Here is a 23,490-nt window from a genome sequence, read left to right on the forward strand (position 1 = left end):
TTAATGGAGTCTGGTAAATGCCAGCTTAAGCCTATTTTACGCCAAGTAGCCCAGTTTTAGTAAAAGGAGGGAACCGGACGCAATAAATCTAACCTTTTCTGACTTTTTGACCTTAATTGACTTTATGCAGACCTGTCGAAATTATTTCGAAAATTAAAAAAAGTAAGCATATAAATTACCCTTTGGTATAGGATTTACCAGGAGGATTACGATATTATAATTAGGTAACCATACTGGGGAAGCTGGTGAATAGGACTAATAATTTATATATTGCCGGTATATGTATAATGTTTTGGGTTGCTAGGCGTAATTTGAAATACAGCGGCACTATCTTACACAGAAGCGGTGTGATATAATCCAGAGGTATCTTATTAGTTCGCCATTATTACCGGAGGATTTGTGGACAAACTGCAGTCTGAATGGTGGTAAAAATAAGCAAATACATAGCTTGTGCCAGTGTCTTTACCAAGGAATTTGGCACAAGCTATGTATTTGCAGCATAGCTGAACTTTTACGAGGTGAAATATGAAAAATGTATTAACAATTGCCGGTTCGGACTCCAGCGGCGGCGCCGGAATCCAGGCTGACATCAAAACCTTTGCCGCTCATGGCGTGTTTGGTTTGAGTGTTATAACTGCCGTAACGGCTCAAAATACACAAGGCGTTTTTGCGGTTCAGGACATTACGCCAGACATGATTGCCAAGCAAATGGATGCCATTTTTTCGGATATTGATGTTGCCGCAGTTAAAATAGGGATGGTTTCACAAAGTGATTCAATCACAACAATTGCCGCCAAACTCAGAGAGTGGGGGGCGAGAAATATTGTTGCCGACACCGTTATGGTATCTTCAAGCGGTTATCATTTGCTTAATCCGGCCGCTGAGGCTACACTGGTGCGGGAGCTTTTGCCGTTGGCTGCGGTTGTTACTCCGAACATTCCAGAGGCAGAGGTTATTACCGGCCGGTCAATTTTTACTTTAGCCGATATGGAAGAGGCCGCCCGGGTGATATTTGCGCTGGGTCCACAGAGCGTACTTATGAAAGGTGGACATCTGGAAGGCGATTCGATTGATATTTTATTTGATGGGCATAGTTTCGTCTATTTAGACGCACGGAGAATTGTCACAAAGAATACCCATGGGACAGGTTGCACACTGTCGTCAGCGATTGCAGCCAATTTAAGTCGGGGGCTGGCGGCGGCGGATGCGGTAGCCGCAGCTAAAGCGTATATTACGGGGGCTATTGAGCATTCATTATCGATGGGTAAAGGTGCTGGACCTACCCATCACTTTTATGATTTGTACAAAAAGGCTGGAATGCGGTGCGATTAAGTGGAGGGTTTGCTAAATATGACGGCGCGTGAGTGGGCTGGTAATGGAACCTAGCTGGCTTATTTCGGTTTGCAGCTCTGCTGTTGGTTCGAAATCACTTTGGATGAGGAATGGTGCAGGTGGAGCAGTTGGTTTAGGCGGCGGATCTGGTGGCTTGGGTGATGGATCTGGTGCCTTGGGTGGTGGATCCGGCGGATGCGGTGGAGTTATGCCTTCCGGCGGCGGCCCGAAGCAGCCCCGGTCAACACAGTTGCGGCCCAAGGCTTGACGCAATAATTCCAGAACTATAATTTCTTCGGCCGTGCGGCTAGGGTCATCATCAACGCACGTGTTGAGAAATAAGAGTCTGAAAATGTCAACCGGTGCACAGGTAACGGCTAGAAACTGGCTGCTAAAGGCAATTTTACAACACAATAGTTCCAGTAAAATATCAATAAGCGTCCCAGCCCGGTCGTAGCGGATAACGGCTCGCTCAAATATCTCAAAAGGCACGCCGGGGGTACGCTGAATTTCTTCTGCGGAGCCGACAAGAAGCCGGTAGGAACTAACCAGAGAAGTAAAGTTGGGAACAACGGCATTAATATCACTAAAAATGGCATCAATAATCGCTATTGAAGGTACAGCCATAAAGACCCCCCTTTTGCAGACTCTTATAATATATGCCGTATGATGCGAAATGACTAAATATACCGCTAATACCAAAAAATAATATTATTACCATAAGAAACTGCTGTTTTGATATAGCAGTTTCTTGATTTTTGTATATCAATTTTCGCAAATAATTGATATAATACTAATCTGACTAGGTAGTCAGTTAATTAAGTAGACTTAGCTTCAGTTGGGGTTTTAACTCCTACTAAAGGTTTGTTGTCCTTATCCAGGAACTTAGGCACTCGCCTGCACCCGTAGGGGTATAAGTTCCGTTTGGAAAAAGCGGGAGCCTTCGAGCGGGTTAGTTATCGGATAAAAGTTTTAAAGTTTAGCGAAAGGATGATATCATGCTGTTTGCAAATAAAAAGCGGTTAGCTGTGGGGTTAGCTATTGTATTAGCCTTAACTAGTATTGTCGGCTATCGCATTTATGCCAATGTTGCCGGTAACAAGGCGCGGGCTAACCAACTAGCCAAGATTCCGGCGACCACGGTTGAAGTTGCGCAGGTTAGCCGCCGTGATCTAACGCCGCTAATGGTGTTTCCCGCAAATTTGGAGCCTGTTTGGAGTGCCGATATTTCAGCAAAAGTTGACGGCAGGATCAATACGCTCAATGTAAATGAAGGCGATATCGTTGATGCCGGCACGGTAATTGCCACGTTGGATACCACTGAGTTGGCTGCTCAGGTAGTACAGGCGGAAGGTAATTTAATGGCTGCTCAGTCCGGCTTGGAACAGGCCGAATTGGATTATCGCCGGTACTCAGTACTCGCCGAACAGGGGGCGGTTTCCGCGCAGGTGCTAGATACAGCCCGTACTAAACGTGACTTGTCTGCTGGACAAGTCCGGGCTGCTCAGGGAAATGTTATGCTTCTCGAAGAAAAACTTAATAACGCAACTGTAGCGGCGCCAAAACGAGGGGTAGTAACCAAGCGGTTTGTACAGGCCGGTACCTATATAAGGGCAGGTTCTGCTATTGTCACTGTCGCTGATACCACTACCTTATTGGCTAAAGCTACTGTCGGTGAATCACAAATTGATGATTTGTCTGTTGGCAGTAATGTTAAGGTAAACGTTGACGCTCTGGGAGGCCAGGAATTTACAGGGACTATTACACGGCTTTCTCCAAGTGCCGCTACGCCGGCGCGGACTTTCACCGCTGAAATTACCATTCCTAATGAACAGGGAGTACTGAAGTCCGGCATGTTTGCTAAGGCTGCTGTACCGGCAAAAGTGCATCAGGGGGTAATTGCTGTGCCGGAAAGTGCATTGGTGCTTAAAGAAGATCAGAAAACCGTGTTTGTTGTAACAGCAGATAATAAAGTACAGCAACGTACGCTTAAGCTCGGCTTTATCAGCGACGGCTGGGCGGAAGTTCTGGAAGGTGTCGTTCCTGGCGATACCATTGTTATGGCTGGTCAGAACAAAATCAAGGATGGTATGGCAATTACGCCTATAGAGAGCGGTGTTAAGTAATGAATGCAATTGCCACCTTTATCAGGAGGCCGGTATTTACGGTTATGCTGGTCATGCTGCTGGTGGTGTTTGGTCTAAAAGCATACCCATCACTTGGTATTGACCTCAATCCTGATGTCGATTTTCCCATTGTGACCATATCGGTAAGCTATACCGGCGCTTCACCGGAAGAAGTCGAGAGTCTGATAACCAAACCGGTGGAAGATGCTGTAAGTGCGTTATCCGGGATTAAGAATTTATCGTCGGTAACCCGGGAGGGTGTATCTCAGGTTATCATAGAATTTGAATATGGAACCGACGCAAAGCTGGCAGCAAACGAAGTCCGCGAGAAAGTGGCAGCTATTCGCAAACGGCTGCCAGACCAAGTGGATGAGCCGGTTATTCAGCGGTTTGACATCGGTTCCCAGGCAGTGCTGTTTATGAGCTTATCATCGGATAGCAAAAGCCCGGCGGAAATTCGTAAATTGGCAGTTGATGTGGTAAAAGACGAATTGCAACGAATTGACGGGGTAGCCGATGTTAGTGTATATGGTGCTGCCGGCCGCGAAATCCAAGTACAAGTGGATTCCAAAAAACTGGAAGCTTACAAAATCACTATGAGCCAGGTGTTGGATGCCGTTAATTCCCAAAACCTTAACGCTCCTGGTGGTCATGTTATCGAAAAAGGCACCGACCTGACGGTGCGAACAATTGGCAAATACAAGGATATTGAGGATATCCGGAATATTATTGTTGCCAATCAGGATGGGCGTCTCATTAAGCTTAATGATGTGGCTAATGTTGTGGACGGTTTGGAAGAAGCCCGGACGATTGCCCGGGCCAATGGCGTGCCTAGTGTGTTGGTATCGGTACAGAAGCAGTCAGGAACCAATACCGTCGATGTAGCTAACCGGGTAAAGGCGGCCGTAGACAACCTGCAAACGACTTTGCCACAGGATGTTAAGGTGCAAATAACCCGGGACAGCTCATTATATATTAACGATAGTGTGCATGATGTTTTGACGTCGCTGGTATTTGGCGGCTTGCTCGCCATAATCATAACCTTCCTGTTTTTGCAGAATACACGGGCAACAATTATTGGCGCTATCGCTATTCCTACCTCGGTAGTGGCTACCTTCTTTATGATGAAAACCATGGGCTTTACCCTGAATAATATGTCGCTCATGGGGCTTAGCCTGGCCGTAGGTATTTTAATTGACGATGCCATTGTTGTTATTGAAAATATTTATCGCCATATGGAACAAGGTAAGCCGGCGTTAGTTGCAGCACAAGAGGGTACGGCGGAAATCGGCTTGGCCGTTCTGGCAACGACACTATCAATTCTAGCCGTATTCGTGCCTGTAGGCAGTATGACAGGTATTGTCGGTCAGTTTTTTAAACAATTTGGTTTAACAGTTGCGTTTGCTGTAGCGTTTTCGCTATTTGTTGCTTTCACACTGACGCCCACCTTGTCGGCTTACTGGTTAAAGGCGGGACATGGATTCGGGGGCTCATCTGCCTTAGGGCGCTGGTTGGAGAACGGGTTAGCTAAATTTGAGCAGGGGTTCCAAAAACTGCAGCACGTCTATCGCCGCACTCTTGCCTGGGCGTTGGAACGGCCGAAGAAACTGGTAGCGCTGGCGGTGTTATCGTTGTTTATCAACGGCCTGTTGTTGCCGTTTTTGGGTACTGAGTTTCAGCCAACCTATGATTCGGGTGAGTTTAACGTAGTATTATCTGCGCCACCGGGAACATCACTTGAGAAAATGACTGAACTGACTATTCCTGTCGAGCAGGAAGTGTTGGCACTTGGCAGTGAACTGCAAAGTTCGTATGTGACAATCGGTTCAGGCAATCAGACGTATAAAGCCACGATTGGTGTACGACTTGTACCGGCTCAGGAACGGAAGCGTTCCTTGAACAAAATTATGGATGAACTCAGGCTCAAGTTTCAGGGTGTCGGTAATTTAAAAATATCTGTACAGACAGGTCAAGGTATTGGGCGGGGTGAGTCAAGACCGGTGCAGGTAGCAATTAGGGGTGCTGACCTTGATGTCCTGATGCAGAATGCCCAGGTGCTGGCTGAGAAAATTAAGGAGATCCCTGGTGCTGCTGACGTTGACATTTCTACCGAACAATCGGTGCCGGAAGTTGAAGTTCGGCTTAATCCTACCCGGGTAAGTGATGCCGGACTAGATGCCACAACAGTGGCCAGCACGGTACAGATGGCGTTTATGGGTGCTACTACCCGTAATCGTTATAATGTTGGCGACAGTGATTATGACATTCGGGTGCAGGTAGCAGCCGAAGGCCGTTTGGGTATGGAAGATGTGGCCAATCTCCGGATAGCCAGCAAAACCGGCAGCTTTGTCCGGTTGGGGGACGTTGCTGATATCCACCTCTCGGCCGGTCCTAATCAAATCAACCGGGAAGCCCGTCAACGGCAGGTGGTTGTTTATGCCAATGCAATTGGTGTATCTGCCGGTGACATCATTAATCAGGTTACAAAACTTATGCCAAGTATAGATTTACCACTAGGATATTCCTATAAATTTGTTGGGTCGGCCCAAACTATGCAAGACTCCTTTAAAGAGATTGCGGCTGCGCTGGCGCTAGCCATAGCTCTCATATACATGGTGCTGGCCGCTCAGTTTGAAAGCTTTGTCCATCCGTTTACCATCATGCTGTCACTGCCGTTCTCGTTTATCGGCGCTATTCTTGGTCTGTTAATTGCCGGACAAACGCTCAATATCATGTCGCTTATCGGGGTAATCATGCTCATGGGCCTGGTAACCAAAAACGCTATTTTGTTGGTTGACTACACAAATACCCTGCGTGGACAAGGTATGGGTGTTCGGGATGCGTTAATTGAAGCGGGTTCGGTCCGGCTGCGTCCTATTCTTATGACAACAGCCGCTATGATCTTTGGTATGATGCCTATCGCTTTGGGTATTGGTGCCGGTGCTGAACTGCGCCAGTCTATGGGGGTAGTTTTGGTTGGCGGCCTGATTACTTCGACGTTGTTAACATTGATTATTGTGCCGTTGGTTTATTTGTTAATTGATAAACTAAAGACCAGGTTTGATAATCGCAAAAAGGCAGAAACCCTAACTCTTTAATATTTCGGCGTCTATTTTTCGGATAAGGAAAAATAGACGCCTTTTTCTTACCTTTTCTTTTTGCCGGTCATCGACTATACTAAAAGTATTTTAGGGAAAAACTATATAAAGTAGCATTTGTGGCAAGGAACTGAGAGTTGTGCCGATTGGAGGTATACATGCAACACGGACCGTCTTATTTTGCGATGTTGGTTATTTTTTTGCTGTTAGCGGGAATTATGTGGCTGGGAGGGCGACTTTTACCTAAATGGCATGCTGCGTATGCCGGGAAAAAGGTACGCTATGCCTATTGGAGTATTACTGCTATGACTGTAGGCGTTCTTATTTTTAGCAGGTGGCTGCGTCCGGCCGGCGGTTTCCCCGGCGACTGGTTTCGATACTTTATTTATGCGGCATATGTATGGATGGTTGGTTTGGTATTTATGCTCCTAGTTCTGCTGCTTGGCCATGTTGGCAGGCTTATTGTCAGGAAGTTTACCGTCACAAGAAACGCGGATAGGCGGCAAGCCTCGGCCCCGGATGAGCCTACGGGTATAACCCGGCGCCAGTTTTTGCAAGGGTTTGTGGCTGCCGTTCCTGCGGTGCCGATGGCGGTCAGTGCCTATGGAGTAATCGGGGGAGATACTCATATGGTTATTAACAGATATACGCTAGCCTTTCCGCAATTACCCCTAGCGTTAGATGGTTTTAAAATTGCTCAAATCAGCGATACTCATATAGGACCGTTTTTTGGCATGAGCAGATTGGATAAAGTGTTGGCTCTGGTTAAAAAAGAGGAGCCGCAGCTGTTGGCCATTACGGGCGATTTAGTGGATGATTTGGATTTGTTGTCACCAACAATGGAGCGGTTGACGGCTTTTCAGCCACTGTTGCCGCATGGAATTTTTTACTGCTGGGGTAACCACGAGTATTTCCGGGATATCAACCGCATCCGCAGAGCACTGGCGAACAGCCCGATTGCTGTATTGGAAAATAGCAATCAAACGGTAGGCAAGGGTCTTTACCTGGCCGGAGTGGATTACCCCTGGGGCAAAAATAAACAAGAACAGGAGGCTAAACGGCAGGAATATTTTGCGCAAGCCGTTAAAGGTATTCCGACAGGAGCATTTACTGTCTTTTTAGCCCATCATCCGGATTTTTTTAATAATTCCTTCGCTGCCGGTGTGCCGTTATCATTGGCCGGGCATACGCATGGCGGACAGGTAGCTATTTTTGGCAGATCACTATTACCGGTAGAGTATAAATATATGCGCGGTATGTTTCGTGAGGGCGGTTCCTATGGGTATGTCAGTGTTGGTACCGGTCACTGGTTGCCACTGAGAATTGGCTGTCCGGCGGAAATTAGTATCTTTACCTTAAAGGCCGGACAAATAGGACAAAGTATCAGGGAAAGGGATGGTATCATATTATGAGACCGGTACCGGATATACTAGCTCCCGGTATTTCTGTTGTATTTATCGGGTTTAACCCAGGATGCCGGTCGGCGGAAACCGGGCATCACTTTGCCGGTTACTCCAACAAATTCTGGAAGCTGCTGGCGTCAGCCGGGTTAACGCCGTACCAGCTTAAGCCTGAAGAAGATAGTACGCTTTTGCGTTACGGATATGGAATTACTAATATTGTGGCTCGCCCCAGCAGGACAGCGGCGGAGATAACGAAAGAAGAATATCACATCGGCCGCGAGCAGCTTAAAGAAAAACTGCTACTGTATAAGCCGGCTATTGCTTGTTTTGCCGGGGTAGGCGTTTACCGCGAATTTGCTAAGCAATCTGGTGTTCGCTGCGGGCTGCAGCCGGTGGGAATTGTGGAGGGGGTTATCGACTTTGTGGTACCTTCTCCCAGCGGCCTAACCCGAATATTATTTCAAGATCAATTGGTGTACTATCAGGAGTTAGCGCGATTAATCCAGGATAGTAGTCACTCCTGATTTTCGCTTGTGCACCGCAAAAGTACAAGTGGGCTGGGCGTCAAGCCGCTGATAGAAATTCCGCTTAATTACAATCATTAGGAAAAGAGATAAGACAGGCGTTTCTTCAAGCAAGTGTCTGTTTTTCTGTTTATTTCGGCTGTTTGTGGAGCTTGGCGGGAAATGGCTAAGTTTTGTATAATTATAAAAGGATTGTGTATACGAAAGGGGTATGTATTATGTCTAAAAAATGGATTGCTTTTGCTATTTTATCCGTATTCGTGCTGACATTAGGTCTTGCCGGCTGCGGCGGCAGTCAACAAGCTCAGCCTGCTGCCAAAGTTCTCAAAGTAGGTGCCGAGGCTACTTTCCCTCCATTTGAGTTCCAAGAGGAAAAGAGCAAAGATTACACCGGTTTTGACGTCGACTTGATGAAAGCCATCGGCAAACAAATGGGAATGGAAGTGCAAATTGTCAATACTGGCTTTGACGGCCTGATTCCGGCACTGGAGGGCAGCCAAATTGACGTAATTGCGTCGGCTATGACCATTACGGATGAACGTTCTAAGAAAGTGAACTTCTCTAAACCTTACTACAAATCCGGTTTATCCATTGTAGTAAAATCTGATAACAATACCATTAAGAGCTTTAAGGACTTAGAAGGCAAACGTCTTGCCGTGCAAATTGGCACTACTGGTGCCGAAGAAGCCAAGAAGATTAAAGACGCTAAAGTTCGGGAATTTAATAGTGCCTCCGAAGCTTATCTTGAGTTAAAAGCCGGCGGTACCGATGCCGTTGTTAACGATTTGCCGGTAAATGAATACTACTTAGCCCAAGGCGGTAATAAAGACGCTAAACTGGTAGGCGAGGTTCTGAATGCCGAAGAATACGGTATTGCTGTAGCCAAGAAAAACACCGAATTAGCCGGAAAAATCAACAAAGCACTTGATGATATAAAACAAAATGGCGAATATGCTAAAATCTACGAAAAATGGTTTGGCAAAAAGCCACAATAAGTAAGCTGCCTAAAGCTGTATCAGCGAACTGCTGGTACAGCTTTTTCTTTTATAGGCAGGTATTTTTGTCTTTTCCAGCCAATATTTATAGGATAGAAGTATTAATAATCTATTACCGCTAAAATAAGGAGTAGATGTTGATGAAAAAGATTATGTTAGGCGGTCAGGCCATTATTACCGGCTGTGGTTCTATTGCTGAGCTTGGTAACAGTAATGCTAAGCGTGCTTTTATTGTCACCGGTGGCAGTGCAATGCAAAACTCGGGCGTTATCGCTAAGATAGAGACAATTTTACACGATATTGGCTGTCAGACCCTAGTGTATGGCGGCATTAGTAAAAATCCTGATACCCAGACCGTATTGGATGGATTAGTTAAGATGCGGGAATTTGAACCGGACGTTTTAGTAGCTGTGGGCGGTGGTTCATCGATTGATGCTGCTAAAGTAATGGCTTTGTTTTATGACTACCCGGAATTGGATTTTGCCAGAGCGCAGGCCGGCGAATTACCGTCCGCCCGCAAAAATCTGAGGTTTATTGCTGTTCCTTCCACTTCCGGCACAGGGACTGAGGTAACCAAAGCAGCAGTTATTACTTTTCGCGAAATTGACTTAAAAGTTGGGTTGAAAACACCGGCCTTTATTCCAGATTTGGCTATTCTTGATGCCGATTTAACTATGACGATGCCTGACAATGTTGTGGCTGAGACAGGTATGGATGCAGTCACACATGCTGTGGAAAGTTATATCAATAAAAACTCCGATGAATTTACCAGCTGTTTGGCACAAGGCGCGGTTGCCGGCCTATTTGCCTGGCTGCCGGTTTCATTTAAGGAAAAGACCGAAGAAAGCCGGGGAAAAGTACATTACTATCAGTGTATTGCCGGCTTGGCCTTTGACAATACTGGTTTGGGTATGGCTCACGGTATTTCTCATGCTCTTGGCGGCAAATTTAACTTGGGGCACGGCCTGCTTAATGCTATTGCTTTGCCTTATGTGCTTGAACATAACGCGCAGGACAGCACGGTTGCCTCCCGGCTTGATGAATTGGCACAAAGTATCGGACGGAAGGGGTGGCAGCAGTTTATAGCTGCCGTCAAAGAGCTTAATCAACTACTGATTATTCCGGAGAACCTGGCCCAAGCCGGTATTAGAGAGGCTCAATTTAGAGAAGGATTTGAACAGTTGGTGGCTAACTGCCTCAAAGGTTCTACTCGTGTCAACCCTGTGCCGGCAACTCCTGACCAGGTGAGTCGAATGCTCCAAAAAATGTACGCAGGAAAATAAATCTTTACATATTTATCCAGCAGGAAACTGGTTGATAGCGGCGAATAATACAGCATAATTCTGGCAGTGAGAAAGAGAACCTTGGAAAGACAGGGATGAATTATGGCCGATATCTATCGCCAAAATGCATATCTTAATGCTTTGCATAATACGGCATTGGCGCTTATGAATAACCTTGAGACAAGGGAATTGCTTGAGAGTATGATACGGCAGGCCGGAGATCTTGTTGGTACAGAAAATGGTTTTGTCGCTTTGCTTGATGAAGTCACCAACGAGTTTACGTTAAAAGTTGCGTTAGGTTTTTATGTTGGTCATGTGGGTAACGTTATTACTCCTGGTTTTGGGGTTATGGGGCAAGTACTTTTAACCGGCGAAACCTGTATTGTTAATAACTATTCATCCTGGCCTATGCGCATGGCGGGAACAGAATACGAGCCTCTATATTCTGTCATCGGTATGCCGCTTAAAGCCAATGGTCAATTAGTCGGTATAATCGGCCTAGGGCATATCGATGCCAAGGAATTTAGTATAGAAGAATGTAATGTTCTCAGCAGGTTTGCCGATTTGGCGTCCATTGCGCTGACAAACTCGAAGTTATATACTGCTCTCCAGCAGGAGTTGGCGGAACGCCGTTTGTTTGAAAAAAAACTACAGTATATTAGTTATCATGATGCATTAACCGGGTTATACAACCGGGCTTATTTTAAACGCGAAATGGCGAGACTGGAAACTGCCAAGCAAAAGATAGTTGGCATTATTTTATGCGATGTTGACGGACTTAAGCTGATTAACGATACCTTGGGACATGAGCAGGGAGATTGTCTGCTCAATGCGGCTGCTGAGATTATTAAAGCCAATATAAGTAGCAGCGATATTGCAGCTAGAATAGGCGGAGATGAGTTTGCTATACTGCTGTCTGATGCTGACAGTGAGCTATTAGAAGATATATGCGATAAATTGCGCAATGCGGTTGACATGTATAATGTCGGCCATTTGGAGTTGCCGCTAAGTATGTCTGTGGGCTATGCTGTCGGTGGCAGTGGAGACGGCGCTGCAATACATATGGATGAGTTGTTTCGGGAAGCCGACGACAATATGTATCGGGAAAAGCTGCATCGCAGCCGCAGTACCCGCAGCGCCATTGTTAAAGCGCTGATCAAAGCGCTGGAAGTGCGTGACTTCATAACTGAGGGTCATGGTGACAGGATGCAGCTCTTCGCCGGAGATTTGGCGTTTACGCTGGAATTGTCGGAACGGCGGATTGATGATATTAAGCTGTTGGCTCAGTTCCACGATATTGGCAAAGTGGGTATTCCTGACCGGATTTTGTTTAAGGCAGGGACGCTTACCTTGAAAGAACAGGTTGAAATGCAGCGGCACGCAGATATTGGCTATCGCATTGCCCAGTCGATCTCAGACTTGATTCCCATCGCCGATTTTATTTTAAAACACCATGAATGGTGGAATGGAAACGGCTATCCCATCGGCCTAAAGGGTGAGGAAATTCCTTTGGAATGCAGGATTATTGCCGTTGCCGATGCCTATGACGCTATGACTAGTGACCGGCCTTACCGGAAGGCGTTACCTGCTGAGGCGGCTGTCGCCGAACTAAGGCGACAGGCTGGCAGTCAGTTTGATCCGGCGCTTGTTGCTATATTCTGCGGGCTTGTTGAAAACCGCTATAGGAGGGACGGCTTTTGAAGCTTACCTTTATTTTAGGTCGAGCCGGATACGGTAAGACCTGGCAGTGTTTTGAGGAAATTTTAACACGGCTGGCCGAGTCGCCTGACGGCCAGCCGCTTATTTTTATCGTGCCTGAGCAGGCTACCTATGAGGTTGAGCGGGCCTTAGCTGCCGCATGTCCGGAAAACGGCTTTATGCGGGCGCATGTAGTAGGTTTTCGCCGTCTGGCGCACCGGGTGCTTAATGAAACCGGCGGTGCGGTCAGGCCTCCAATTTCGGAATTGGGCAAACGCATGGTGTTTAGCCGGCTATTAATGGAGAATAAACCTAATTTCAAACTGTTGTCCCGGGCGGCGTCGGAAAAGAGTTTTGCGGCGACTGTGGAGGGGCTTGTTAAGGAATTCAAGACCTACGGCATAGTCCCTGAGATGCTGGCGGCAAAAGCCAATGCAAAAGAGTGCCAGGGTAGTCAGGTGTTGGCTGGTAAAATTCATGACTTAGCGCTCTTATATCAGGGATTCGAAGATTTTCTGGCAGGGCGCTACATTGACTCGGAGGACTATCTTAATTTATTGGTCGAAAAAATCCCGGAGTCTACGCTGTTAAACCAGGCTGAGGTGTGGATTGACGGCTTTACCTGGTTTACTCCCCAGGAATATGCTGTAATTGCTGCTATTTTGCAGACGGCTGAGTCTGTTACAGTTACAAGTTGTTTGGACATGCCTGACGATCCGCACCACGCCCATGAAGAGTCCTTATTTCACAGACAGTGGGAGACGTATAACAAGGTTAAGAAACTGGCGTCAAGCTTGAATGCCGAGATTTTAGAGCGGGAACTGCCTGTACCGCATCGCTTTAAGCGGCCGGTGCTTGCGGCTATTGAGCAGCAGTTCTTTAGCGGAAAAAAAACGGGTACAGCGATAGCGGCTGATGATAGCTTTACCATAGCCGAAGCCGCTAACCGCAGGACAGAAGCTGAGGCCATGGCCTGTGAGCTCATACGGCTCAGCCGGGAAGAGGGCCTGAGGTGGCGGGATATGGCTATTCTTGTCCGGGATACCGAGAACTATGCCGAGCTGCTGGCGGCTGTACTAACAGACTATAACATACCGTTTTTTAGCGACAGCAGCAGGCCGGCAGTGCATCACCCGTTGTCGGAGCTGGTACGGTCAGCCTTTGATGTCGTACTGGAAAAATGGAGCTATGAGCCGGTATTCCGTTGTTTAAAGACCGACTTGTTCCCGGTTACCCGGGATGAAGTTGACGTTTTGGAAAACTATTGCCTGGAATTTGGTATTCGAGGTTCACGCTGGACAAATCCGGAAGCCTGGCCCTTTCGGCGGCAGTATTCCCTGGCTGAGGATGAAGGGGCGGGCGTTGAGCCTGACGTCGCAGCCAAGGAGTATTTGGAACAAATTAATGATATTCGCTGCCGGAGCACGGCTGAATTGGTGAAATTGGCAGAAAAGCTGGTACCTGCTGTCAGGCAAGGGCTGCCGCCGGTAGAGTTGGTACAAGCGGTATATGGATTTTTAACTGAGATTGGAGTGCCGGACACACTTGTTGCCTGGGCGTCCGCTGCTGAATCAGCCGGAGATCTGGAGCAGGCGCGGGAACATGAACAGCTTTGGCCAAAAGTGGTGGAGCTTTTCGATCAGATCGTCGATACTTTCGGTGATCAGCCGCTGACACTGGAGGAGTTTGCCGCCATTGTAAGCGAGGGACTGGAGGGGACAACGTTAAGTCTTATTCCGCCAGGCTTAGATTATGTTACAATTGCTGCGTTGGAGAGAACCAGGCGGCTGAAAATAAAGGCGGCATTTGTTCCCGGGGCAACTGATGGCGCTTTGCCGTGCCGTCGCCGGGATGAAGGGCTGTTAAGTGACAGCGACCGGGAACTTTTAAAACAGCTGGGGCTGGAACTGGGCGGCGGGGCTGTTGCCGATATTTTCGCCGAGCAGTTTTTGGTATATACAGCGTTGACCAGGGCCAGTATGCATCTTTGGATTAGCTATCCGCTGGCCGACGCCGAAGGCAAGGCATTAGCGCCGTCATCCATTGTAAGAAGGCTTAAAGAAATTACCGGTGCAAAACCCATCGCTTTGCCTGTTGAACCGCCTCCGGGGCGGGAAGCTGAGTATCTGGCTCGTCCGGAACGGTCATTAGCCGCGCTAACAGGTGCGCTCCGCTTGTATAAACAGACAGGCCGGATTAGTCATAAATGGTGGGATGTATACAATTGGGCACGAGAGCAGCCGCGCTGGCGAGAGCCGCTGACGGCAGCCCTGGGGGGCCTGTTTCACCACAATCAACTTGACCGGTTACCAGCTGGTTTGCCTGCCCGGTTATATGTTAAAAATGGTATTTTACGGGGCAGCGTGACCAGATTTGAGGCATTTCGTTCCTGTCCTTTCAAACATTTTTCCCAATATGGTCTGGGGCTCAAGGAGCGGGCTGTATACCGGCTGCAAGCGCCTGATTTAGGGCAGTTCCTGCATGCCGTTCTGAAACTGTTTGGCGACAGACTGGCTGAACTTGGCCTGAGCTGGGCAGATGTCACCCAGAGCCAGATTGTTGAGTTGTGCGGCGCTATCGTGACCGAGCTGGCTCCCCGCTTGCAAAACGAAATTTTATTAAGCAGTAAACAGCATGAGCACTTGGTAACCCGGTTAACCCGCCGGGCTGTCCGTGCGGTAACCCGCTTAGCCGCCTGGGCACAAGTGAGCAAGTTTAAACCAACAGCTTTTGAGCAGTCATTTGGACGGGGGGCGGGTGCTTTACCGCCGTTGGAACTGACATTGCCGGGAACAAAACTGGAAGTGGTCGGACAGATTGACCGTCTGGACACAGTGGAACATGATGGTCAGCAATATGTACTGGTTATTGATTATAAATCGGGGGGGGCCTGGCTTACTTTAACCGAGGTGTATTACGGGCTTAAGCTGCAGCTTTTGACTTACCTGCTGGTGGCTGTTAGCGCTCAGCAGGGAGAGGAGGGCTGCGTGCCTGCCGGGATACTGTATTATTTCTTGAAGAATCCGGTTATCTCCGGTGCGACACTAAAAACACCGGAGCAGATTGAAAAAGAGATTAATGCGAAACTCAAGATGCCGGGCTGGCTGCTGGCTGATGCTAACATTGCCGGTCTCTTAGATCAGACGCTGAATGGCTGGTCGGATTTCTTTAGAATTGCGCTTGGGAAAAATGGTTTCTATGAAAGCTGCCGGGATAAACTCAAAACGGTTGAGGAATTTGACCTGCTGTTAGACCATGTAGAACAGGAATTAGTGGCGGTGGCGGCGGCGATTTTGGACGGAGAAACCGCCATCAGACCATACCGGTTGGACAAGAATACCCCATGCGGCTATTGCGTTTTCCGGCCGGTATGTCAGTTTGACCCCAATCTGCCGGAAAACGATTATCTGGTGCTTGCCAAGCTCCAGGATATCGATATTATTAATGAATTACGCAAGCGGAAAGGAGGCGAGGATGATGCAGTGTACTCCTGAACAGAAGGCAGCTATTGAAACTCGCAGCCATAATCTGCTGGTAGCGGCGGCAGCCGGGTCAGGCAAGACCTGGGTGCTTGTTGAGCGGATTATCGGCCGCATTATTGATCCAAATGAGCGGCTCAGCGTTGACCGTCTGCTGGTAGTTACGTTTACCAATGCTGCCGCCAACGGGATGCGCAGCCGGATTGGCGAGGCGCTGAATACTGCGCTAAATAGTCCGGAGTTAACCGACCCTGAACTTAGGCGGCATGTTGAACGCCAATTAGTGCTCTTGAACGCTGCCAATATCTCAACACTGCACGCCTTTTGCCAAAGCCTTGTACGTCAATATTTCTACCTGCTGGAGATTGAACCAAGCTTTCGCATCGCCAACGATACCGAAATCACCCTAATCAAAAGTGATGTTTTAGAAGCTGTGTTTGAGGAGGGCTATTTTACTGCTGAGCCTTGTTTCCTGGAACTCATTGAACATTATGGCGATGAAAATGGCGACAATTCACTAGCCGGTCTGGTTCTTAAACTGTATGATTTTTCCCGCAGTCATCCCTGGCCGGATTATTGGCTGGACAGTCTGACAGAGGCATTTGAATTGCCGCCCGACGCAGATTTTGACGATACTCCCTGGTCTGCCTTGGTGCGGGATAAATTTATGCTGGATTGGGAGGAAGCCCGTCAGGCGCTTATTGCTTTACTGGCTGAAACGGTAAAGCCGGGTAACCCGGCAGCGTACGGACAGACCTTTGCCGAAGACATTCAATTAATTGATAAGCTTATAGTAGCCGCTAAGCAATCCTGGGCTGTGCTGACAGTTGCTATGCAAGAGACAGCTTTTCCGCGGATAGCCTCTGTCGGTAAGGAAATCACAAAAGAAGTCAAGGACTATTTCCAGGCTCAGCGGAATAAGGCCAAAAAGCGGGTCTTAGATGCCAAAGCCGTTTATTTTGAGCGCAGCGGTACGGAACTTATGGCTGACTTACGTCAGGCTCAGCCGCTTGTTGCCGGCTTAGTCAAACTTATTAAGGCTTTTGCCATAGGTTTTCTGCAAGCCAAACAGAGTAAGGGTGTTGTCGACTTTAATGACCTGGAGCATTTATGTCTGGCTGTGCTGCGGGACAAAGGTGCTTCGCCGGAGGCTGCTGTACCATCGGCAGTGGCGCTGTCGCTTAAAGATAGATTCAGTGAAATTATGGTTGACGAATATCAGGATACTAACCGCGTGCAGGAAGAGATTATTCGCCTCATTGCCAATGAGAAGCAGCCAAATTTGTTTATGGTAGGTGATGTTAAGCAGAGCATCTACCGGTTCCGGCTGGCAGAACCCGCCTTGTTTATGGACAAGTACCGCAACTATCAGGATGGAGCGATGCCTGGCTGTAAGCGGATTGATTTAAGTCAAAACTTCCGCAGCCGGGAGGGTGTTTTGCATGCCGCCAACTTCTTGTTTGGTCAGCTTATGACCCAGAGGACAGCCGAGCTTGATTACGGCGAGGCCGAACAGCTTAATCCCGGCCCCGCTTATCAGGCAACCGAGCTTAAGTGCCTGGATGGCCCGGTAGAGCTATTGATTATTGACAGGGATAAGGCTGAAACCGACGAGGAAACCGGGGACATGGACGGTCAGCAGGCCGAGCAAGGCGCAGAGGAAGCCGACGGGCAACCGGTTGACAATGTTTTGCCGGAAGAAGAACTTAGCGCCTTCGAACAGGAAGCGATTCTGATTGCCCGCCGTATTCAGGAATTGTTGACAGGCGGCTACCATGCATTTGATAAACAGGTTGGCGGTTATCGCCCGTTGCAATACCGGGATATTGTTATTTTACTGCGTTCGGTAAAAGGTAAGGCACAGGTGCTGCAGGACAGACTGCGGCAAAACGGGGTTCCTTGCTATGCCGAACTCGACTCCGGTTATTTTGCTGAGACAGAAGTTACTATTATGCTGGCACTCTTACAGATTATTGATAATCCGCGCCAGGATATCCCGCTGGCGGCGGTACTGCGGTCACCGTTTTTACGTCTAACCGGAGACCAAATGGCGGAACTTAGGCTATGCGAGGAGCGGGGCAGTCTATGGGAAGCTATGCAGGCATATTGCCAAACCGAGGGCGCACCGGCGCATGTGAAGCTGTTCCTCGAGAAGTTTACGGTATGGCGAGGCTTAGCCCGGCGCAAGGGAGTAGCAGAGCTTATCTGGCGGATTTATCAGGATACCGGCTATTATGACTATGTTGGCGGCATGCCCGGCGGAGTACTAAGGCAAGCGAACCTGCGGGCTCTGTATGACCGGGCCCGGCAGTATGAGACCACCGCTTTCCGGGGACTATTTCGCTTCCTGCGCTTTGTTGAACGGCTTAAGGATAAGGAATCAGATTTATCCGTAGCCCGGGCTTTGGGGGAAAGCGAAGATGTTGTCCGGGTGATGAGTATTCATAAAAGTAAGGGTTTAGAATTTCCGGTTGTTATAACGGCGGATATCGGGAAAAATTTCAACATGCAGGATGCGTCCGGTTTAATGCTTTGCCACAAGGAATTAGGTGTAGGGCCATATGTTACGCTGCCTGAACTCCGATTCCGCTACCCAACACCGGCGCGCTGGGGAATTCAACATAAGCTGGCACTTGAGACTAAAGCCGAAGAACTGAGAATTTTGTACGTGGCGCTTACCCGCGCCCGGGAAAAACTTATCCTGGTCGGTTCAGCGAAAAAACTGGCACAAAAATGCGCGGTTTGGCAGCGAACTGTAGGCGAACCTGAAGAAAAGCTGCCTGCGAGCCAGGTGCTGAAGGGCAAAAGCTATTTAGACTGGGTCGGCATGGCGGTAGCCAGGCACACGGATGGCGAGCTTTTGCGGCAGTACGGTGAGTGCACACAGCAGCCTGCCGCAAAATTGGCACAGCACCCTTCGGCGTGGAAGGTGGCAATATATAGGGCTGATGAAATTGCTTCGTTGGAACAGTATGGGCAGGCCGATGATGCGCTGCTTGACGCCGTCAGCCGATTGGAACCTGTTGCGGGCGGTGCCGGAACCGGGTGGGTTGGGGATATTCTGAACTGGGAATACGGCTGCGCGGCGGCTGTCAGTAAGCCGGCCAAGTTGGCGGTGTCTGAGATAAAACGCCGACTGGAGCTTATCGAGACGGAGGAGGCTGAACCCCTGTTTGCTCTGCCGGTTGTCCACGCCAGGCCCCGGTTCCTTCAGGCAACATCAAGCCTGACACCGGTAGAATATGGTGTTATGGTGCATACGGTTATGCAGCATATCCAGCTTAGCGGTGAATGTACACCGGCGGCTATTGCCGAACAGGCGCAGGCGCTTGAAGCGCGTCAGATATTACTGCCAGGTCAGGCCAAGGAACTGGGCGTCCAGACTATCTCCGGCTTTTTTGCCTCCGAGCTTGGCCGGCGTATGCTTAAGGCCAGGCAGGTTTGGCGGGAGATGCCGTTTAGCTTAATGCTGCCGGCAGAAAAGTTTTATCCTGACTTACAAGGCTGTGGCGAACAAATCTTTATCCAGGGCGTTATCGACTGCCTGTTTGCCGAAGCTGATGGTCTGGTGCTGCTGGATTATAAAACAGATAAAGCTTCTTCGGCCGCAGACCTTGCAGCCAAGTACGCTGCCCAATTGAGTATGTATACGGTAGCTATTGAGCGTATTCTAAAACGTCCGGTAAAAGAACAGTACCTATATGCCTTCGCCTTAGGCCAAGCAATTAAGCTTGATGCTTGGGGTTAAGGGAAACTAAAAAAACTCAGGCGCGTGTTTGTACGCGTCTGAGTTTTTTTCGCCTGTATAGTAGTGCATGTATATAACCTAATAAAACAGGGCATAATAGTTGTGTGAAAGGTGTGCTCGAAGTAAAAGCGAGAATTGCGAAACATTATAATTTAAAAAAGCGCATATGGTAAGCACCATACACATATGACCCCTACCGGTATCCGGTGGGGGTCTTCTTGCCTTCGCTCGCTTTATCTTTCTCAGGAAGTTTGAAAACACTTTTTAAGATGCTGCCTTTGGTTTCAATAATAACAATACTCATTATTATTAACAAGCCGCCTAAAATTTGAATAGGACTTAGTTTTTCATCCATGAACAGATACGCAAGCACAACTGTGAATACAGGATCTAGTGTTGATATTATAACCGCGTTGGTTGCTCCCAACAGCTTCAGACCCATGGCAAACGATAATATCGAAATAATAGTCGAAAATAATGCCAGAACAATGATCGCACTAACTATTTTTGGGTTATTTATAGGCATCAATTTGTCGCTCAGTAAACTATACAATAATAGAAATAAGCCGCAACCCACAGTAATATATGTTGTAACTACAATAGAGTCAATGTTTTTAAGCATCTGTTTGCCAATAATTATATAGGCTGTATACAGAAGTACCGCAATAAGGATGATAACAATGCCTAATGATGTTCTGTGAGCGGAAGGTTCCCAAATTAATAATATGCAGCCTAAGGCTGTTAATAAGAGCGCAATAATTACATTTAGTGTTATCTTTTCTTTAAATACGAAATATGCAGTCAAGGCCACCATGATAGGGGTTATTTGAAACAGCAGCTCACCTATAGACGGCGAAATATATTTAAAAGCCGTAAAAAAGCAGGTGCATTCCAAAGCATATAAAAAGCCAATTCCTAATAATTTAAGGCTTGTTGTCATAGTTGTATACAATTTTATTTTATTACATATTGAATATAGGGTGAAAAAACCACCGGCAATAATAAATCTATAGGTTAACATCGTTTCGGCATTCATACCGCTATCCAATGAGAATTTTGCCAACAGCGGAACTAGGCTAAAGCCAAAGGAGGACAGTACAATATATAAATGTCCTTTATATAACTGTAATTTAGGGGATTTCAACTCAGATCACCTTCATTAGCGTCACAACGTCGCTCGTTCGAAGCGATTACAAAGAAATAATCTTGTGACATATTTTCCTTGCCGACTGCACAGAGAATACTTCTGGTCCACATCTCTACCATATATTTCCTGAGAGCAAAGAGTATTCCTGCCGACTTAATAAATAAAAAAGATCAGGCTTTTAAAGGCCTGATCTTCCTGAGATTTATCCTGTAGCTAACCCGGTCTAAGATGTCCAGCTTTTTGAGTGGGAGTTATACCCCTACGGGTACAGGCCAGTGGATAGTACCTGGATAAAGGCGACTATTTCTTTTTAGTAATTTTCTGCGGATTATTCTTTGGTGCTGGTGCCGTCAGTTGATATTGTTTTACGGCAACCTTCGCTTTTGCTAAGAAGTTGCCCAGGACATCTGCGTCAAGGATGGTGTCTGCATCCGTTTGACTAATAATGATATTTACGTTGTTGTCTCTAAGAGCAATAGCCTTTACTACAATTGGCTTGTCGCCGGCACGGGATTGGCCCAATTCAAGAGATCTGATATCTTCAGGAGTGCACAAATAGTCCATCATTCCCTGAGATACGGCAAACTCGGGAATAATATTGATATGGCCGTAAATGGCGCGGCCGGTTTCATCAAAGATTACCGGGGACATGGCACGGCTAATCGGCAGTCCTGTAACATCAACAACCAAACCGGTATATATCGGTAGTGGCACTGGTTTATAAGAGGTCGAGGGCTGCGGCAGGGGAACAGGAGCAGCTGGCTTGGTAGCATTAGTAATAATTTCGGACAAACCACCTTTGCCAAATAGGGCAACCTGTAAAGTTACTTGATATGTACCGTCGGGAAGGAGTTGTTCGTCCACGATTTTAGCGCCTCTGACAATCCCAAAAACTTGGGTATTGACGATGTCACTAGTTGTCTCGAAGTTTCGGACTGTGGTTTCTGCAGTAACTTTTATCCCTCCGATAGCTTCGAGTAGATTCCGCTGTGCATCTGCAATAGCAGCGCGTCTAGTCATAAGGCGGGCTTGGGCGGGAGACTTGGCGATGCTGGAAGGCACGCCGATGCCGCAAGCTTCTATTACACCTGTATCCCAGTTAACAGAGCCGGTTGAACTTACTTGGTCAATGGCGGTATCGACAACAGGTTTTACAGGGGTACCGTTGGCCGCGCTGGCTATTAGGGGTAATCCGGCAAGAAGCGTAGTGCAAATGGTCAGGTAGGTTAAAATTTTCTTAAACAAGTGGATTCCTCCTTTTTTAGAAACGATATTGCAGCCGAAAAACTGCAGCCCGCAATATCAGAGTGTTCGAAACTGTGTATTAAGAATAATTCGCCCAGTGGGACTATTTTCCTGTATGTTAATTGGAAACTGGTAAACAAAATCACAGTTTTTGTTTACGTAATGGAAAACTAAAAAAAGCGAAGCCCGGGAGTTGTCTCCCCGGGTTTCGCATGTTTTATAAGCAGTTTTTTAAAACATTCCTTTCCGCCATAAGCCGAACGCACTAAGTGCTGTGAGGACAATAGCGAAAAGTACGGTAATGGTAAAGCCGCTGTTTGGGCCAAAAGGTACATCGACGTTCATTCCCATAAAGCTGGAGACCATTGTTGGAATAGCCAGTATGATAGTCATAGAGGCCAAGAATTTCATAACCCGGTTTAGATTGTTGGAAATAATGGAAGTAAAGGTATCCATCATACCGTTTAGAATGCGGCTGTACATCTCAACCATCTCAATGGCCTGTTTATTTTCGGTAATGACATCTTCCAGCAGATCTTCGTCCTCTTCATAAATTTTGATAAGATGCTGTACCTGGCTGGTAGAGCGAAGCCTTAAAAGTTTTTCCAGTACGATGCCGTTGGAGCGCAGAGAGGCGGCAAAGTAGGTTAAGCCTTTTTGCAGTTCCAGCAGCAGGAAGATTTCTTCGTTTTGCATTGATTTGCGAAGATAACGCTCAATTTCATCTGTCCGGCGATTAATTTGTTTTAAGTATTTTAAAAAGAGTGTGGCTGATTTATAGAGAATCTGGAACAAAAAACGGGTTTTCTTAAAAGTACTGAACGCCCGGGCGCTCTCCGGTCTAAAATCAGCTAAAACCTCATTAGCTTCTAAGCAAACGGTAATAATATATTCAGGAGTAAGCACAATACCAAGTGGCAGTGCGTCATAACTGTCATGGCCACGCATAACCGGAATATTGGTGATAACGAGCATGTGATTTTCTTCTAACTCAATACGGGAACGTTCTTCCTCGTCCAATGCCGCTTTAAGAAAATCAAGCGGACTACCTGTGGCAAGTGCTACTTGCTCGATTTCCCCGGGGGTTGGATTGATAAGGTTAAACCAAGCGCCCTTTTCCAGGGTATTAAGGGCTAATTCGTGTAATTGAGTACAGTTGCTGCGATATATAGTAAGCATAAGAGCTCCCCTTTCTTTTAAAGGGGAACACAAATTCAGGCCATTGTCCTATTGAGACATAAGTGGAACCCACGTTATTGTCTAAAACATTGGCAAGAAAAATGGAATATTCCCCTAATTTCTATTAAATTAAACAAAATGGGACTACTAGGTAGGTCTACATCCATCTATCTCACCTGCCTTTAAGATATTAGTGATTATCGTTAAATATCTATATAAAATATAAGTCTGTT

14 protein-coding genes are annotated in these 23,490 nt (G+C 47.3%); 10 read left to right on the forward strand and 4 right to left on the reverse strand.

The genetic code is table 11. The annotated features are described in order from the left end of the window. The first annotated feature begins 525 nt into the window (after positions 1-525). Positions 526-1,332, forward strand: a complete 807-nt coding sequence (thiD, locus tag SRRS_RS00390) for a bifunctional hydroxymethylpyrimidine kinase/phosphomethylpyrimidine kinase (protein ID WP_371365194.1) — start codon at positions 526-528, stop codon at positions 1,330-1,332. A gap of 12 nt (positions 1,333-1,344) precedes the next feature. On the opposite strand, the gene SRRS_RS00395 is transcribed toward thiD, so the two are convergent. Beyond that, entirely contained in the window at positions 1,345-1,959 is a 615-nt protein-coding gene (locus tag SRRS_RS00395) for a hypothetical protein (RefSeq protein ID WP_371365195.1), read from the reverse strand. A 371-nt stretch (positions 1,960-2,330) separates the two neighbouring features. Here SRRS_RS00395 and SRRS_RS00400 point away from each other — a divergent pair, with 371 nt between their 5' ends. The 9 genes from SRRS_RS00400 to addA all read left to right on the forward strand — a co-directional run bounded on the left by SRRS_RS00400 (position 2,331) and on the right by addA (position 19,686). Continuing rightward, positions 2,331-3,458 (forward strand): efflux RND transporter periplasmic adaptor subunit, encoded by a 1,128-nt coding sequence (locus SRRS_RS00400; protein WP_371365197.1) that lies wholly within the window; start codon positions 2,331-2,333, stop codon positions 3,456-3,458. Then, the gene (locus SRRS_RS00405; RefSeq protein WP_371365198.1) at positions 3,458-6,556 is read left to right on the forward strand and encodes an efflux RND transporter permease subunit; all 3,099 of its coding nucleotides are present in this window, start codon (positions 3,458-3,460) and stop codon (positions 6,554-6,556) included. The genes SRRS_RS00400 and SRRS_RS00405 overlap by 1 nt, the downstream gene beginning before the upstream one ends. Before the next feature lie 158 nt (positions 6,557-6,714). Then, positions 6,715-7,968: a metallophosphoesterase gene (locus tag SRRS_RS00410; protein WP_371365200.1), complete on the forward strand. Its 1,254-nt coding sequence runs from the start codon at positions 6,715-6,717 to the stop codon at positions 7,966-7,968. Then, entirely contained in the window at positions 7,965-8,483 is a 519-nt protein-coding gene (locus SRRS_RS00415) for a mismatch-specific DNA-glycosylase (protein ID WP_371365201.1), read from the forward strand. The genes SRRS_RS00410 and SRRS_RS00415 overlap by 4 nt, the downstream gene beginning before the upstream one ends. Positions 8,484-8,701: 218 nt before the next feature. Next, positions 8,702-9,478, forward strand: a complete 777-nt coding sequence (locus SRRS_RS00420) for a basic amino acid ABC transporter substrate-binding protein (protein WP_371365203.1) — start codon at positions 8,702-8,704, stop codon at positions 9,476-9,478. Between the two features lie 140 nt (positions 9,479-9,618). Continuing rightward, positions 9,619-10,761: an iron-containing alcohol dehydrogenase gene (locus tag SRRS_RS00425; RefSeq protein WP_371365205.1), complete on the forward strand. Its 1,143-nt coding sequence runs from the start codon at positions 9,619-9,621 to the stop codon at positions 10,759-10,761. 102 nt (positions 10,762-10,863) lie between these two features. After that, the gene (locus tag SRRS_RS00430) at positions 10,864-12,462 is read left to right on the forward strand and encodes a diguanylate cyclase domain-containing protein (RefSeq protein WP_371365207.1); all 1,599 of its coding nucleotides are present in this window, start codon (positions 10,864-10,866) and stop codon (positions 12,460-12,462) included. Further along, entirely contained in the window at positions 12,459-15,953 is a 3,495-nt protein-coding gene (gene addB, locus SRRS_RS00435; protein WP_371365209.1) for a helicase-exonuclease AddAB subunit AddB, read from the forward strand. The genes SRRS_RS00430 and addB overlap by 4 nt, the downstream gene beginning before the upstream one ends. Then, on the forward strand, positions 15,934-19,686 hold the full coding sequence (gene addA / locus SRRS_RS00440) for a helicase-exonuclease AddAB subunit AddA (RefSeq protein WP_371365210.1): 3,753 nt from the start codon (positions 15,934-15,936) through the stop codon (positions 19,684-19,686). Before addB ends, addA begins: the two co-directional genes overlap by 20 nt. 193 nt (positions 19,687-19,879) lie before the next feature. Here the strand turns inward: addA and SRRS_RS00445 are convergent, their stop codons facing one another. From SRRS_RS00445 to SRRS_RS00455, 3 genes are all read right to left on the reverse strand, one after another. Then, positions 19,880-20,830 (reverse strand): DMT family transporter, encoded by a 951-nt coding sequence (locus SRRS_RS00445; RefSeq protein ID WP_371365212.1) that lies wholly within the window; start codon positions 20,828-20,830, stop codon positions 19,880-19,882. Positions 20,831-21,133: 303 nt separating this feature from the next. Next, positions 21,134-22,078, reverse strand: coding sequence for an LPP20 family lipoprotein (locus tag SRRS_RS00450; protein ID WP_371365214.1), 945 nt, complete (start codon positions 22,076-22,078; stop codon positions 21,134-21,136). Positions 22,079-22,309: 231 nt separating this feature from the next. Beyond that, positions 22,310-23,257 carry a magnesium transporter CorA family protein gene (locus SRRS_RS00455; RefSeq protein ID WP_371365215.1) on the reverse strand — a complete coding sequence of 316 codons (948 nt, stop codon included), beginning with the start codon at positions 23,255-23,257 and terminating at the stop codon, positions 22,310-22,312. Positions 23,258-23,490: the final 233 nt, after the last annotated feature.

The sequence above is a fragment of the Sporomusa rhizae genome (genome assembly GCF_041428845.1).
Classification (GTDB): Bacteria; Bacillota; Negativicutes; order Sporomusales; family Sporomusaceae; genus Sporomusa; species Sporomusa rhizae.